The following is a 12601-nucleotide window of genomic DNA, read 5'->3' on the forward strand; positions in this document are numbered from 1 at the left end:
AAGCAACCAAAGTAAACAAATTTGTTTTGGTTGTTTTTTTTTATTATAGTTGTTATGATATTATGTGAAGTTTTGAATATTAGGAGAAATAGACCATGGAAATGCCAATTATAAAGCTTAAAAATTTTGATGGACCTTTTGATTTGCTTTTACATTTAATTAAGAAAAATGAGATGAATATAAGTGAAATAAAGATTCATGAAATTACAAAACAGTATTTAGAATATATATCTTTAATGAAAGAGCTTGACTTAGAGATAACTTCAGAGTTTATAGTTATGGCAGCTACTTTAATAGAAATAAAATCTAAATCTCTTCTTCCTAAAGTAAAGGCAGAGGAAGAACCTAGTGAAGAGGACCTTAAAAATGATTTATTAGAAAAGCTTAAAGAATATAAAAAATTTAAAAAGATTAGCGAATACTTAAAATCAAGAGAACTTTCAGTAGGAGAGGTTTTTACAAAAAAAGCAGAAATTATTACTGTAGAAGTTGATGAAAATTTGAGTGATGAGGATTATTTAAAAAATATTACTATGGTTGATTTATATAAGCTTTATAATAATCTTATGAGAATGTATGGTGAAAAACAAAACTTAAATGTTATGGAAAGAAAAATAAGTGTAGATAAATATAAGATAACAGATAAAATAAAGTTTTTAAGAGATAAATTAAAGGAAAAAAGTATTATTAGATTTTCAGACTTTGTTTCAACATGTCAGTGTAAATTAGAGGTTATTGTAACCTTTATGGCTATGTTAGAACTTATAAAGGGGAATGAAGTTAAAGTTACTCAATATGAAAACTTTGGGGAAATTATGATGGAACAGGTGATATTAAATGAGTGATATAAATCAAATAGAGTTTAGTGAAATATCTAAAAAGGAAGAAATTAAATCTATTATAGAATCATTATTATTTGTAAGTGGAGAACCCTTAGCTTTAAGAGAGATTTGTAAAATTGTAGATAGAGATATTAATTATACTGAAGAGTTAATTAAAGAACTTATGAAAGTATATAATGAAGATTCTTCAAGGGGAATAAAAATAATAGGATTAAATGGAACATATCAGTTGGTTACTAAAACTAAAAATAGTGAGTATGTGCAGAAGTTATTAAAAAAGAACGTTAGACAATCATTATCACAAGCATCCTTGGAAAGCTTAGCTATTATATGCTATAAACAGCCTATTACTAGAGTTGAAATAGATGAAATAAGAGGAGTTAAAAGTGAAAGTGCACTTCAAAGATTAATTGAAAAGAATTTAATTGAGGAAACTGGAAGATTAGAAGTTCCCGGAAGACCAATACTTTATGGAACTACTGATGAATTTTTAAGACATTTTGCATTAAATGATTTAGAAGAACTTCCCTCAATAGAACTTTTTGAAGAAAAAGAGGAATTATAAAGGTAGAAAATAAATATTTATTTTCTACCTTTTTTATTAAAATAGCAATTTAACTTTTAAAAAGTTTCTTAATTAGGTAAAGAGTATTAGGTTTTGGTTGTTTTATTATGGAGTTTTATTAATTTGTTTCTATATTGTTTTTATAAAAATAATAAAAACAATATAGAATAAGTTCTTAAGAAACTATTAAATTAGTTAATTAGCTATATTAAGCCTACGGACAGCAAGAGTCTTCCTTTTCTTTATTACATTTTTTATTTCCCATATCTTTAAGTATTTCAATTATTTGAGGAATATTATCTACTATTCTGTCATAAGTATTAGTTTGATTAACTGGTAAAAGTCTTACTGAGTCTCCTTTAAGAACTAAAAAAGCAACAGGTTTTACTGTAACACCAGCACCAGAACCTCCTCCAAAGGCAAAGTTATTATGTTCTTTTTCTCTTTCTAAATTTGGCAAGTCAGAGCCTCCAGAAGCGAAACCAAAGGAGACTTTTGATATAGGAATTATGTAACTTCCATCTTTAGTTTCAATTGCATCTCCTACTACTGTATTTACATCTATCATGCTTCTTAAATTTTCCATTGTTGTACCCATTAAATTTTCAATAGGGTGAGTTGTATTCATAATAATAAAACCTCCTAGTGTAAAATAAAATTTATAATTTCTTGAAGTTTAATAAATAAAGAAATCCTATGTATATAATTTGAGCAAATTTTATGGTTATTATACCTTGCGCTTGAAAAAATAAGTAATTTTTATCTTTGAATTCAGGAGAGATTTTTCCTGAGAAGTTTTTAATTTTAAAAAATTTGTTTAAAAGTATATTTAAAGTTGCAAGTATTTCGTGAATAACACCATAAGAAATAGCAGTTAAGGCAGCATCCTCTGTAGAAAAATTAAGGTCTAATAAAAGCTTTAAGGAAGGCTTAAATCTGCTTTTACTTGCTAAGCTTATAATTTTAAGTATAGTTTTGTTAGAAGGGGCTTTAAAAAGCCTTTTTTTCTTTTTAGAAATTTTTTTGATTTTAGTATGGTTATTATCCTTCTTTGATATTTCTTTTTTTTCTTTATGAGAGCCTAGTAATTTATTTAAAGAGAGTATTTCAAATTTAAAAAAGTGAATCTTAAAATCTTCTTCAGAGAGAACTAATTTTATTTTTAAATTAATTGGAATAAATAAGATTATTAAAATTACTAATAATAAAAACAAAAGTAAAAATTTAAGCATTTTATAAACCTCCTAACCCTTTATACATTATTGACAATAATATCTTTAATTATCCAAAAATATACTAGTTTATTAAATTTATAAATTGGAATTATAAAAGGAGAGGATTTTATATAAAGTTAATTTTAAGGAGAGATATTTTATGAGGAAAAAGATTTCAGTTTTAATGTTTTTTTTAATAATAATATCTATGTTTTCTAATTTTACTGTTTTTGCAAGTAATAATAACTTAAATCAAAATTTAGTAGATAAAAAGGAAATAAGAGATGGAAATGGAGAGCTTTGTAAAGATATTACTCCAGAAGCTCATTTTGCAATTGCCTATGATGCTAAAAATAAAAAGATTTTATATGAAAAGGATGCTTTTAAAAATGTTCCTATGGCAAGTACAACTAAAATATTAACTGCTTTAGTTGCTATAAATTATTCAAACTTAGAAGAGGAGGTTATAATATCTAAAGAAGCTGCTAGTATTAGAGGGTCTAAGGTTGGTTTTAGAGCAGGTGAGAAAGTAACTATGAGAGAGTTGCTTTTTGGTCTTATGTATAAGTCTGGAAATGATGCTGCTATAGCTATTGCAGAACATATTGGAGGAAGTGTTGAAAATTTTGCGAAATTAATGAATGATTTTGCTAAAATGTTAGGTCTTAAAGATTCTAATTTTCAATCTCCTCATGGACTAGATAGTCAGATGCATTTTTCTTCTGCTTACGATTTAGCTCTTTTAATGTCAAAGGCTATGGAAAATCCTTTTTTTAGAGAAATATCTGGAACAAAGGAAGTTGCTTCTTCAAAATATAACTTTACAAGAGGGTATAGTAATATAAATAAGATGCTTTGGAGACTTAAGGAAGCTAATGGAGGAAAAACAGGATATACAGGGCAAGCAGGAAAATGTTTAGTAAGTTCTGTAGAGCTTAATGGAAGAAATATAATAATAGTAGTTTTAAATTGTCCTACTAGATGGGAGACTACAGAAAAAATTTATAACTATGTAAAAGAAAATTATTCTTAAGTTTTAAGGTTTCATGGAAATATAATTTATTTTCATGAAACCTTTTATTTTTATTATATAAAGATAGGATTTTTGTAACAAATCTAAGTAATTTAGGATATTTTAATAGTAAGAATTAAAAGGGGAGGCTCTTTATGGATTATGAAATAATTGATTGTATAGATGCAGGAACTGAATTTTGTCCTTGCCATTTAGCAGAGGAAGGTGAGTGTATACTTTGCTCTCAATTACATGAAAAGTGTTTTTGTGATTGTATAAATTGGAAGGGTGTTTGTATATATGAGGAATTTGCAAGTAATGGCTTTTCTGCTAAGGAAGGAAGAAAAACCTTTAATTGTGAGGTTATAGAGGCTAAAGAGCTTGAAGAAGGATTACTTTTTATAGAATTTAAGGCACCTCATAAACTTTGTATGGACCTTCTTGGAGTTGGTAAATTTATATTTATTAGAACTAATAAAAGTCCATTTTTTGATGTTCCTATATCTATCTTAGAGTCAGATGTTGATAAAAATATAATAAAAGTACTTATAGAGGTTAGAGGAATAAAGACTAAAAGACTTTTAAATACTCATGCTAAGGGCGAAATAACTATAAGAGGACCTTATTTTAATGGGGTTTTTGGACTTAAAAATATAGAAAAAACTAGAAACAAAGAGGTTCTTGTCCTTTGCAGAGGAATAGGAATTGCACCAGTTGTGCCTGTATTAAAGAAATTGCATAAAGAAGGGAATAATATTACCTTGCTTTTAGATAATACGCCTTTTAAGGATATTTATATAGAAGAATATTTGAAAGAGTACAATATTGAGTATATACCTGTTAATTTAATAGATAAAGGCGAGATATCAGAAGAGGCTAAAAAGTTTATTAAGGAAAATAAATGGGATTTAATTCATTGTGCAGGAGCAGATATTTTAACTTATAAGCTTATAGAGTTTTTAGATGAATTAAAAGATAACATTACAATGGTTTCTTGTTGTAATAATGCAAAAATGTGTTGTGGAGAAGGTGTTTGTGGAAGTTGTACAGCTAGATTTGCAGGACATAAAGTTAAAAGACTTTGTAAAGTTCAAAGTGACCCAAGAAAAATATTTGAAGATAGAAGATTTATTTAATTAGTAAAATTAATTTATAGAAGGGAGTTTTTTTATGAAGGTTATTGTTATAGGTGGTGGATGGTCAGGAGTTGCTGCAGCTATAGAAGCTAAAAAAATGGGAGCTGAAGTAATTCTTTTTGAAAAGACAGATCTTCTTTTAGGACTTGGAAATGTAGGAGGCATAATGAGAAATAACGGAAGGTATACAGCTTCTGAAGAATTAATAGCTATGGGTGGAGGAGATTTGATTAATATAACAGATAAAGTTAGTAGACATAAAGATATACCATTTCCAGGTCATGAACATGCTTGGCTTTATGATGTTAATTTAGTTGAAGGTGAAGTTAAAAGATATGTAGATAGTTTGGGTATTCAATGTAAAATGATTTCAAGAATAACTGATATAAAACAGAATAAGGATAAAATTTTAGGAGTTTATACAAGTGATGGAGAATATTATGAAGGGGATGTATTTATTGAAACAACAGGTTCTACAGGACCTATGGGTAACTGTTTAAGATATGGAAATGGATGCTCAATGTGTATTTTAAGATGTCCATCCTTTGGCCCAAGAATAAGTATAAGTGCTAGATGTGGTGTTTTTGATATACAGGGAGAAAGAGTTGGAGATGAATTAGGAGCTTTTAGTGGTTCTTGTAAACTTGCAAAGGAAACTCTTTCAAAGGAAATACGAGATGAACTTGAAGAAAAGGGCTGTGTAGTTTTAAAAATTCCTAAAGAGGATGTTAATTATGAAAAATTAAATGCAAAGGTTTGTCAACAGTATGCTTTAAAGGAATTTGCTGAAAATATAGTTTTACTAGACACAGGTCATGCTAAACTTATGACAACTTATTATCCTCTAGAAAAGCTTAGGAAGATAAAAGGACTTGAAAATGCTAAATATGTAGACCCTTATGCAGGAGGAAAGGGAAATTCAATAAGATATCTATCAGTAGCTCCAAGAGATGATAATATGAAGGTTAAAGGAGTTAGTAATTTATTCTGTGCAGGTGAAAAATCAGGACTTTTTGTTGGTCATACAGAAGCTATAGTTACAGGTACATTAGCAGGATATAATTCTGTAAGACATGTTCTAGGAATGCCTTATTTAATTTTACCAAGAGCAACAGTATTAGGAGATATAATTGCTTTTGCTAATGAAGAATCACAATCAAGAGAAGGAAAGAAAAACAGATATACTTTTGCAGGGTCTGTTTATTTTAATAGAATGAAAGAATTAGGACTTTATACAATAGATAAAGAAGAAATTAAAAAAAGAGTATCTCAATTAAATTTAGAGAATATTTTCAGTAAAAAACTTATTTAAAATTTAAGGTATCTAAAGTGAAATGATTTTTAAAACTTTAGATGCCTTAATTTTTATATTAAAACTAGTTTTTATTAATAGGTATAAAGATATAATGAGCTAAAATTTCTTTTATTAAAAAGATTATTTTAAAAGATTTTAATAATTTTTTATAGACCCTTTTTATTATGGAATTTTATTTAGTATAATATATTTAAAAAGTAAAAAGATAGAATAAAGAATTATTTTTTATTAAAGAGAAGGGAGGAAGATTATTAAGATTTTTAAAATCTTAATAATTGAATAGTTTGATACCTTTAGCAGAAGTTATGCGTCCTAAAAAATTAGAAGATATTGTTGGTCAAAAACATATCTTAGGAGAGGGAGCTCCCTTAAATAAACTTATAAAAAATAAAAATATAATGAATTGTATTTTTTATGGTCCACCAGGAGTTGGAAAAACAACTTTAGCTAATATAATTTCAAATTATACAGATAAAAAATTTTATAAAATAAATGCAACTACGGCCTCTATAAAAGATATACAAAACATAACTAATGACATTGATAATTTATTAAATTTCAATGGAGTAATATTATACATAGATGAGCTTCAACATTTTAATAAAAAACAACAACAGGCACTTTTAGAGTTTATAGAGGATGGAAGAATAACTTTAATAGCAAGTACAACAGAAAATCCATACTTTGCTATTCATAGAGCTATTTTAAGTAGATGTACTATATTTAAATTTAATGAAATAGATAATGAAGATATAGTTTTATCTCTAGAAAATACTCTAGAAAAGTTAAAAAAAGAAGGATATAAAATTTCAGTTTCTAGTAATGCTTTGAAATATATTGGAGAAATATCTAGTGGAGACCTTAGAAAGGCATATACAATTTTAGAATTAGCTATTAAGTCTCAAAATAAAGATAAAATTATTTTAAGTGAAGAATATATAGAATCCTTAGGGCAGTCTAATTTAAAATCTGATTTTTCAGGAGATTATTATTATAATTTATTAAGTGCCCTTCAAAAAAGTATAAGAGGTAGCGATGAAAATGCAGCCATCCATTATTTAGCTAGGCTTCTTAAAGGGGGACATATGGATTCTGTTATAAGAAGATTAGCTGTAATAGTTGCAGAGGATATTGGTCTTGCACATCCAAATGCTTTAAGTGTTGTAAATAACGGAATAGACCTTGCATTAAAAGTTGGAATGCCAGAGGCTAGAATAATATTATCAGAACTTGTTATTTATTTATCAACTCTTCCAAAATCAAATAGTGCCTATTTAGCTATTGAAGAGGCTTTAAATGATTTGGAGAAAATAAATATTTTAGATATGCCAGATAATTTAAAAGATGCTCATTATAATGGAGCAAAGTCTTTAGGTATTTCTGGATATTTATATCCTCATGATTATGAAAATAGCTATGTAAAACAAAATTATATGCCAAATAATATAAAAGATAAAATATATTATAAAGCTAAAGAAAATAAATATGAAAATAGCATAAAAACATACTGGGATAAAATAAAAAAATCCTAGAAAAATCTATGAAATAAAATGAAAAATTACTTTAATTTATGTAAAGATTATTGTTGACAAATTTACTCGGTTTTGATATTATAATCACATAAAGTACATCGAATTAGTCAGATTTAGAGGTGATTAAATGAAATTATCTACCAAAGGAAGATATGGCGTAAAAGCAATGGTTGATTTAGCTATACATTATGGTGGGTCACCTGTGTCAATAAAGTCAATATCGCAAAGACAAAATATATCTGAATACTATTTAGAACAATTATTTAGTTCTTTGAGAAAAGCTAAACTTATAAAAAGTATTAGGGGTGCTCAGGGAGGATATATTTTAAATAGAGAACCACAAGATATAACAGTTTCAGATATTATAGAAGTTTTAGAAGGACCTATAGAAATATCAGACTGTTTAGATGGAGTAACTTGCAATAATATTGATTGTTGTGCAACTAGACTTTTATGGAAAAAAATAAAAACAAGTATAGACGAGGTTACTAACTCAGTAACACTTAAAGATATAGTAGAAGATTATAAAGCTATGAAAGAAAAAAATGAAGCTTTAAAAATTGTTAGTAGGAGTGAAGAAGATGAATAATAGAGTTGTTTATATGGACTACTCAGCAACTACATATGTTAAACCTGAAGTATTAGAGGAGATGTTACCATATTTCACAAATAAGTTTGGAAATCCATCAGCATTTTACGGAGTTTCAAGAGAATCAAGAATGGCTGTAGATAAGGCAAGAGAAAAAGTTGCTAAAGTTTTAAATGCAGAACCAAACGAAATATACTTTACAGGTGGTGGTTCAGAGGCTGATAACTGGGCAATAAAAGGAATAGCATTTGCTCATAAGAATAAAGGAAACCACATAATAACTACAAAAATTGAACATCATGCTGTTTTACATACTTGCCAATGGCTTGAAAAGCAAGGTTTTGAAGTAACTTATTTAGATGTAAATGAAGAAGGCTTTGTAGATTTAGAAGAATTAAAAAATGCTATAACAGATAAAACTATTTTAGTTTCTATAATGTTTGCTAACAATGAAATAGGAACTATAGAACCTGTTAAAGAAATCGGTAAGATATGTAGAGAAAGAAAAGTAATATTCCATACAGATGCAGTTCAAGCTGTAGGTAACGTTAAAATAGACGTTAAGGATATGAATATTGATTTACTTTCTTTAGCTGGACATAAGGTTTATGGACCAAAAGGAATCGGAGCTTTATATATAAGAAAAGGTATAAGAATAGATAACTTAATACATGGTGGCGGTCAAGAAAGAGCTAGAAGAGCTGGTACTGAAAATATTCCTGCAATAGTTGGTTTAGGAAAAGCTATGGAAATGGCAGGAGAAAATTTAGATGAGCATATAAGCAAAATATCTAAATTAAGAGATGAATTAATAGAAGGATTATTAAAGGTACCATATACAAGATTAAATGGACCAAAAGATGGTAGCAAGAGATTACCAGGAAACGTTAATGTGTGTTTTGAATTTATTGAAGGAGAAAGTATTTTACTTTCATTAGATTTTGATGGAATTTGTGGTTCAAGTGGAAGTGCTTGTACATCAGGCTCATTAGACCCATCTCATGTTTTATTAGCAATAGGCTTACCTCATGAAATAGCTCACGGCTCTTTAAGATTAAGCTTAGGAGAAGGAACAACAGAGGAAGACGTTAAATATGTATTAGAAAAGGTGCCACCAATAATCGAAAGATTAAGAAGTATGTCACCACTTTGGAAAAATCATTTAAGAGAATTAGAAGGAGAGAATTAATCATGATATATAGTGAAAAAGTTATGGATCATTTCAAAAATCCAAGAAATGTAGGAGAAATAAAAGATGCTAACGGCATTGGAGAAGTTGGTAATGCTAAATGTGGAGATATAATGAGAATATATCTTAAAATAGAAAATGACATAATAGAAGATGTTAAATTTGAAACTTATGGTTGTGGTTCAGCAGTAGCTTCATCAAGTATGGCTACAGAACTTATCAAAGGAAAAACTGTAGAAGAAGCATGGGAATTATCAAATAAAGCTGTTGCAGAAGCTTTAGATGGTCTTCCACCAGTTAAAATGCACTGTTCAGTACTAGCTGAGGAAGCTATACACAAAGCTATAAATGATTATAGACAAAGACAAGGATTAGAACCTTGGGATATGAAAGAACATTCTCATGATATACATGAACATGTTCACGGTGAAGAATAATATTAAAGTGGTGATTTTGTGACAAAGAAAAAGGTTGTTATAGGTATGAGTGGCGGAGTTGATAGCTCCGTTGCTGCTTACCTTTTAAAAAAACAGGGATATGATGTAATTGGCGTTACTATGCAAATATGGCAAGAAGATAAGGAATATGAAGAAAGAGAAGGTGGGTGTTGTTCACTTTCAGCTGTAGATGATGCAAGAAGAGTTGCTCAAAAGTTAGATATTCCTTTTTACGTTTTAAATTTTAGAGATAGTTTTAAAAGAAATGTAATAGATTATTTTGTTGATGAATACATACAAGGTAGAACTCCAAATCCATGTATTGCATGTAATAAATATCTTAAATTTGATGAGCTTTTACAAAAAGCTAAAGGTATAGGGGCAGATTATGTTGCAACGGGTCATTATGCTAAGATTGAAGAAAGAGATGGAAGATTTCAACTTATAAGATCTAAAGATGATAGGAAAGACCAAACTTATGCCTTATATAATTTAACCCAAGAACAGTTAAAGCATACTCTAATGCCTTGTGGAGAATTTACTAAGGATAAAATTAGAGAAATAGCTAAAGAGATTGGGTTAGATGTACATAACAAAAAAGATAGTGAAGAAATTTGTTTTATTCCTGATAATAATCATGGAAGATATATATGTGAAGCTGCTCCAAATAAAGTAAGACCAGGTAAGTTTGTAGATAAAGAGGGAAACGTATTAGGAGAACATAAGGGTATAGTTTACTATACTATAGGTCAAAGAAAAGGATTAGGATTAGCTTTAGGAAGACCAGTCTTTGTTACGGATATAAACCCAGTAACAAATACTGTTGTAGTTGGACCAGAAGAAGATATATTTAAAACTGACTTACTTTGTAAGGATGTTAATTTTATATCTATAGATTCACTTAAAGAACCTATGGAAGTTGAAACGAAAATTAGATATTCAGCAAAGCCAGCTAAAGCAGTTATAAGTCCTTTAGGAGAAGGAAAAGTTAAAGTATCTTTTGAAGATAAGCAAAGAGCCATAACTAAGGGTCAATCTGTTGTGTTTTACAAGGATGATTTAGTTGTAGGTGGCGGTATTATAGAAAGTTTACTTTAATAAAAAAGCTCTCAATTTAATTGAGGGCTTTTTTTTATTTAAAATTTTATAAAGTGTGTATTTTTTGGTAAGAAGTAGATAATAATAAATATAATTCTAAAAGCTTATATAAATAAGGGGATGAATTTTAAATGTATAGAATACGAGATTTTCTTGGACTTAAAGTTTATAATTCAAAAGGAGATAAATTAGGGGTAATATGTGATTTATCTATAGATTATTTTAATGCTAAAGTAACTGGATTTATTATAAATAAGAAACTTTTATCAAAAAGAAATTATATAGATTTAAAAAATGTTATTTCATTAAGTAGATATTTAATTGCTGAAGGTGTTTATGTACATAAAGCATTAAAATTTAGTGAAATAAAAAATTTTAATCTTTTAGATAAGTATGGAAAAGTGATAGGAGAGGTTGAAGATATATTAATAGGAGAGGATTTTTCTATAAAAGGGCTAATTATTGTAGAAGGATTTTTTGAAAAGTTTAAAAAAGGTAAAAAAATTGTGAATATTAAAGAAACTATTCTAGGAGAAAAGAATATATTATATTTTTATGAAGAAAAAGTTTCAATGAGAATGATTCCAAGAGAATTTATTTCAAAGGAAAGGAGAAATAATATTGATTAAAGCTTTAAAAGAAAGAAAAATGTTAATAAAATTTTTTATAATAATTTTTTTGTTTTTTATTTTATGGATATTTTTATTAAGAATTGAAGCTTTTAAGGATATTATTTTTATAATTTTAGCTTCTAGTATATTTTCTTACGTATTAAAGCCTCTTTATGTTTTTTTAGCGGAAAAATTAAGGGTTAATAAAAAAATTTTAGCTATGTTAATAATTCTTTTTGTCTTGCTTTTAATTATCTTTTTTTTAGCAGTTTTAATTCCTAACATTTTTAAAGAGGGAGAAAACTTTGAAAAGTTAATAAGTAGTACTGAGAATTTTATAAATGATTTAATAAATAAAATGAAACTTGTAGAGCTTGGAATATTTGAAACTTTAGAAAAGCAATTTACAGAAAAATTAAATATATTTTTAATTAACTTTACAAGTACTGTTATAAATGGACTTATTAATTTTTCAGAAAATATTTTAGCTATTGCAGTTATTCCAGTATTATCTTATTATTTTTTAGCTTATGGGGACGTTATATCTAAAAAGGTGCTTTACTTTTTCCCCTTAGATAAAAGAGAAATAATAAGAAGTTTAGGGAGAGATGTAGATAGTGTATTAGGCAGATATATCTTAGGGCAACTTAGCTTAAGCTTAGTGGTTGGATTTATGACCTTTATAGCAATGTTTATTTTAGATGTAAAATTTCCTCTTTTATTAGCTGTTTTTAATGCTATACTTAATATAATACCTTATTTTGGAGCAGTTTTAGGAGCAATACCTGCAATTTTAGTAGCATTAATAGATGGTCCAAATAAAATACTTTTAGTTATTTTGAGTTTTTTTATAATACAACAGATTGAAGGGAATTTAATTGCACCTAAAATTACTGCTAAAAGTATTGATATGCATCCTATAGTTATAATAATTTTACTTTTAATAGGAGAACAAATAGGAGGATTGTTAGGTATGGTTTTTATAGTTCCTATATCTGTTATAATAAAGGTTTTATTTGAAGATTGGGACTATTATATGTTTTTATGATAAAATAATTAAG

At 27.5% G+C, this 12601-nt stretch carries 14 protein-coding genes; 12 read left to right on the top strand and 2 right to left on the bottom strand.

What is annotated here, in order from left to right:
* The first annotated feature begins 95 nt into the window (after positions 1-95).
* Together AC4FQV_RS02075 and scpB are read left to right on the top strand one after the other, a co-directional pair.
* Positions 96-845, top strand: coding sequence for a segregation/condensation protein A (locus AC4FQV_RS02075; protein ID WP_491139125.1), 750 nt, complete (start codon positions 96-98; stop codon positions 843-845).
* The gene (gene scpB / locus AC4FQV_RS02080; RefSeq protein WP_491139124.1) at positions 838-1407 is read left to right on the top strand and encodes an SMC-Scp complex subunit ScpB; all 570 of its coding nucleotides are present in this window, start codon (positions 838-840) and stop codon (positions 1405-1407) included. The genes AC4FQV_RS02075 and scpB overlap by 8 nt, the downstream gene beginning before the upstream one ends.
* 214 nt (positions 1408-1621) lie before the next feature.
* Here scpB and ytfJ read toward each other — a convergent pair whose 3' ends face one another.
* Together ytfJ and AC4FQV_RS02090 are read right to left on the bottom strand one after the other, a co-directional pair.
* Positions 1622-2038 (bottom strand): GerW family sporulation protein, encoded by a 417-nt coding sequence (gene ytfJ / locus AC4FQV_RS02085; protein WP_491164974.1) that lies wholly within the window; start codon positions 2036-2038, stop codon positions 1622-1624.
* A 28-nt stretch (positions 2039-2066) separates the two neighbouring features.
* Positions 2067-2639 carry a DUF2953 domain-containing protein gene (locus AC4FQV_RS02090; protein ID WP_491139123.1) on the bottom strand — a complete coding sequence of 191 codons (573 nt, stop codon included), beginning with the start codon at positions 2637-2639 and terminating at the stop codon, positions 2067-2069.
* A 142-nt stretch (positions 2640-2781) separates the two neighbouring features.
* Between AC4FQV_RS02090 and AC4FQV_RS02095 the strand changes: the two genes are divergently transcribed.
* The 10 genes from AC4FQV_RS02095 (at position 2782) to AC4FQV_RS02140 (ending at position 12588) form a co-directional block, all read left to right on the top strand.
* On the top strand, positions 2782-3654 hold the full coding sequence (locus tag AC4FQV_RS02095; RefSeq protein WP_491139122.1) for a D-alanyl-D-alanine carboxypeptidase family protein: 873 nt from the start codon (positions 2782-2784) through the stop codon (positions 3652-3654).
* 134 nt (positions 3655-3788) lie between these two features.
* Positions 3789-4769, top strand: a complete 981-nt coding sequence (locus AC4FQV_RS02100) for a sulfide/dihydroorotate dehydrogenase-like FAD/NAD-binding protein (RefSeq protein WP_491164152.1) — start codon at positions 3789-3791, stop codon at positions 4767-4769.
* 34 nt (positions 4770-4803) lie between these two features.
* Positions 4804-6081, top strand: coding sequence for an FAD-dependent oxidoreductase (locus AC4FQV_RS02105; protein ID WP_491139120.1), 1278 nt, complete (start codon positions 4804-4806; stop codon positions 6079-6081).
* A gap of 287 nt (positions 6082-6368) precedes the next feature.
* A complete protein-coding gene (locus AC4FQV_RS02110; protein ID WP_491164977.1) occupies positions 6369-7616 on the top strand; it encodes a replication-associated recombination protein A in 1248 nt (415 codons plus the stop codon).
* A 127-nt stretch (positions 7617-7743) separates the two neighbouring features.
* Entirely contained in the window at positions 7744-8205 is a 462-nt protein-coding gene (locus tag AC4FQV_RS02115; protein ID WP_491139118.1) for an RrF2 family transcriptional regulator, read from the top strand.
* Positions 8198-9394, top strand: coding sequence for a cysteine desulfurase NifS (nifS, locus tag AC4FQV_RS02120; RefSeq protein ID WP_491139117.1), 1197 nt, complete (start codon positions 8198-8200; stop codon positions 9392-9394). Before AC4FQV_RS02115 ends, nifS begins: the two co-directional genes overlap by 8 nt.
* Before the next feature lie 2 nt (positions 9395-9396).
* The gene (gene nifU / locus AC4FQV_RS02125; RefSeq protein ID WP_491139116.1) at positions 9397-9831 is read left to right on the top strand and encodes a Fe-S cluster assembly scaffold protein NifU; all 435 of its coding nucleotides are present in this window, start codon (positions 9397-9399) and stop codon (positions 9829-9831) included.
* 18 nt (positions 9832-9849) lie between these two features.
* A complete protein-coding gene (mnmA, locus tag AC4FQV_RS02130) occupies positions 9850-10929 on the top strand; it encodes a tRNA 2-thiouridine(34) synthase MnmA (RefSeq protein WP_491164156.1) in 1080 nt (359 codons plus the stop codon).
* Between the two features lie 131 nt (positions 10930-11060).
* A complete protein-coding gene (locus tag AC4FQV_RS02135; protein WP_491139114.1) occupies positions 11061-11558 on the top strand; it encodes a PRC-barrel domain-containing protein in 498 nt (165 codons plus the stop codon).
* The gene (locus tag AC4FQV_RS02140) at positions 11551-12588 is read left to right on the top strand and encodes an AI-2E family transporter (protein WP_491139113.1); all 1038 of its coding nucleotides are present in this window, start codon (positions 11551-11553) and stop codon (positions 12586-12588) included. The genes AC4FQV_RS02135 and AC4FQV_RS02140 overlap by 8 nt, the downstream gene beginning before the upstream one ends.
* Positions 12589-12601 lie beyond the last annotated feature (13 nt).

Source organism: Clostridium sp. TJA038 (genome assembly GCF_058310255.1).

What these genes read in the sequence shown, in the direction of transcription:
- AC4FQV_RS02075 (WP_491139125.1), top strand. Translation starts at nt 96, where the DNA reads ATGGAAATGCCAATTATAAAGCTTAAAAATTTTGATGGACCTTTTGAT.
- scpB (WP_491139124.1), top strand. Translation starts at nt 838, where the DNA reads ATGAGTGATATAAATCAAATAGAGTTTAGTGAAATATCTAAAAAGGAA.
- AC4FQV_RS02090 (WP_491139123.1), bottom strand. Translation starts at nt 2,639, where the DNA reads ATGCTTAAATTTTTACTTTTGTTTTTATTATTAGTAATTTTAATAATC.
- AC4FQV_RS02095 (WP_491139122.1), top strand. Translation starts at nt 2,782, where the DNA reads ATGAGGAAAAAGATTTCAGTTTTAATGTTTTTTTTAATAATAATATCT.
- AC4FQV_RS02100 (WP_491164152.1), top strand. Translation starts at nt 3,789, where the DNA reads ATGGATTATGAAATAATTGATTGTATAGATGCAGGAACTGAATTTTGT.
- AC4FQV_RS02105 (WP_491139120.1), top strand. Translation starts at nt 4,804, where the DNA reads ATGAAGGTTATTGTTATAGGTGGTGGATGGTCAGGAGTTGCTGCAGCT.
- AC4FQV_RS02115 (WP_491139118.1), top strand. Translation starts at nt 7,744, where the DNA reads ATGAAATTATCTACCAAAGGAAGATATGGCGTAAAAGCAATGGTTGAT.
- nifS (WP_491139117.1), top strand. Translation starts at nt 8,198, where the DNA reads ATGAATAATAGAGTTGTTTATATGGACTACTCAGCAACTACATATGTT.
- nifU (WP_491139116.1), top strand. Translation starts at nt 9,397, where the DNA reads ATGATATATAGTGAAAAAGTTATGGATCATTTCAAAAATCCAAGAAAT.
- AC4FQV_RS02135 (WP_491139114.1), top strand. Translation starts at nt 11,061, where the DNA reads ATGTATAGAATACGAGATTTTCTTGGACTTAAAGTTTATAATTCAAAA.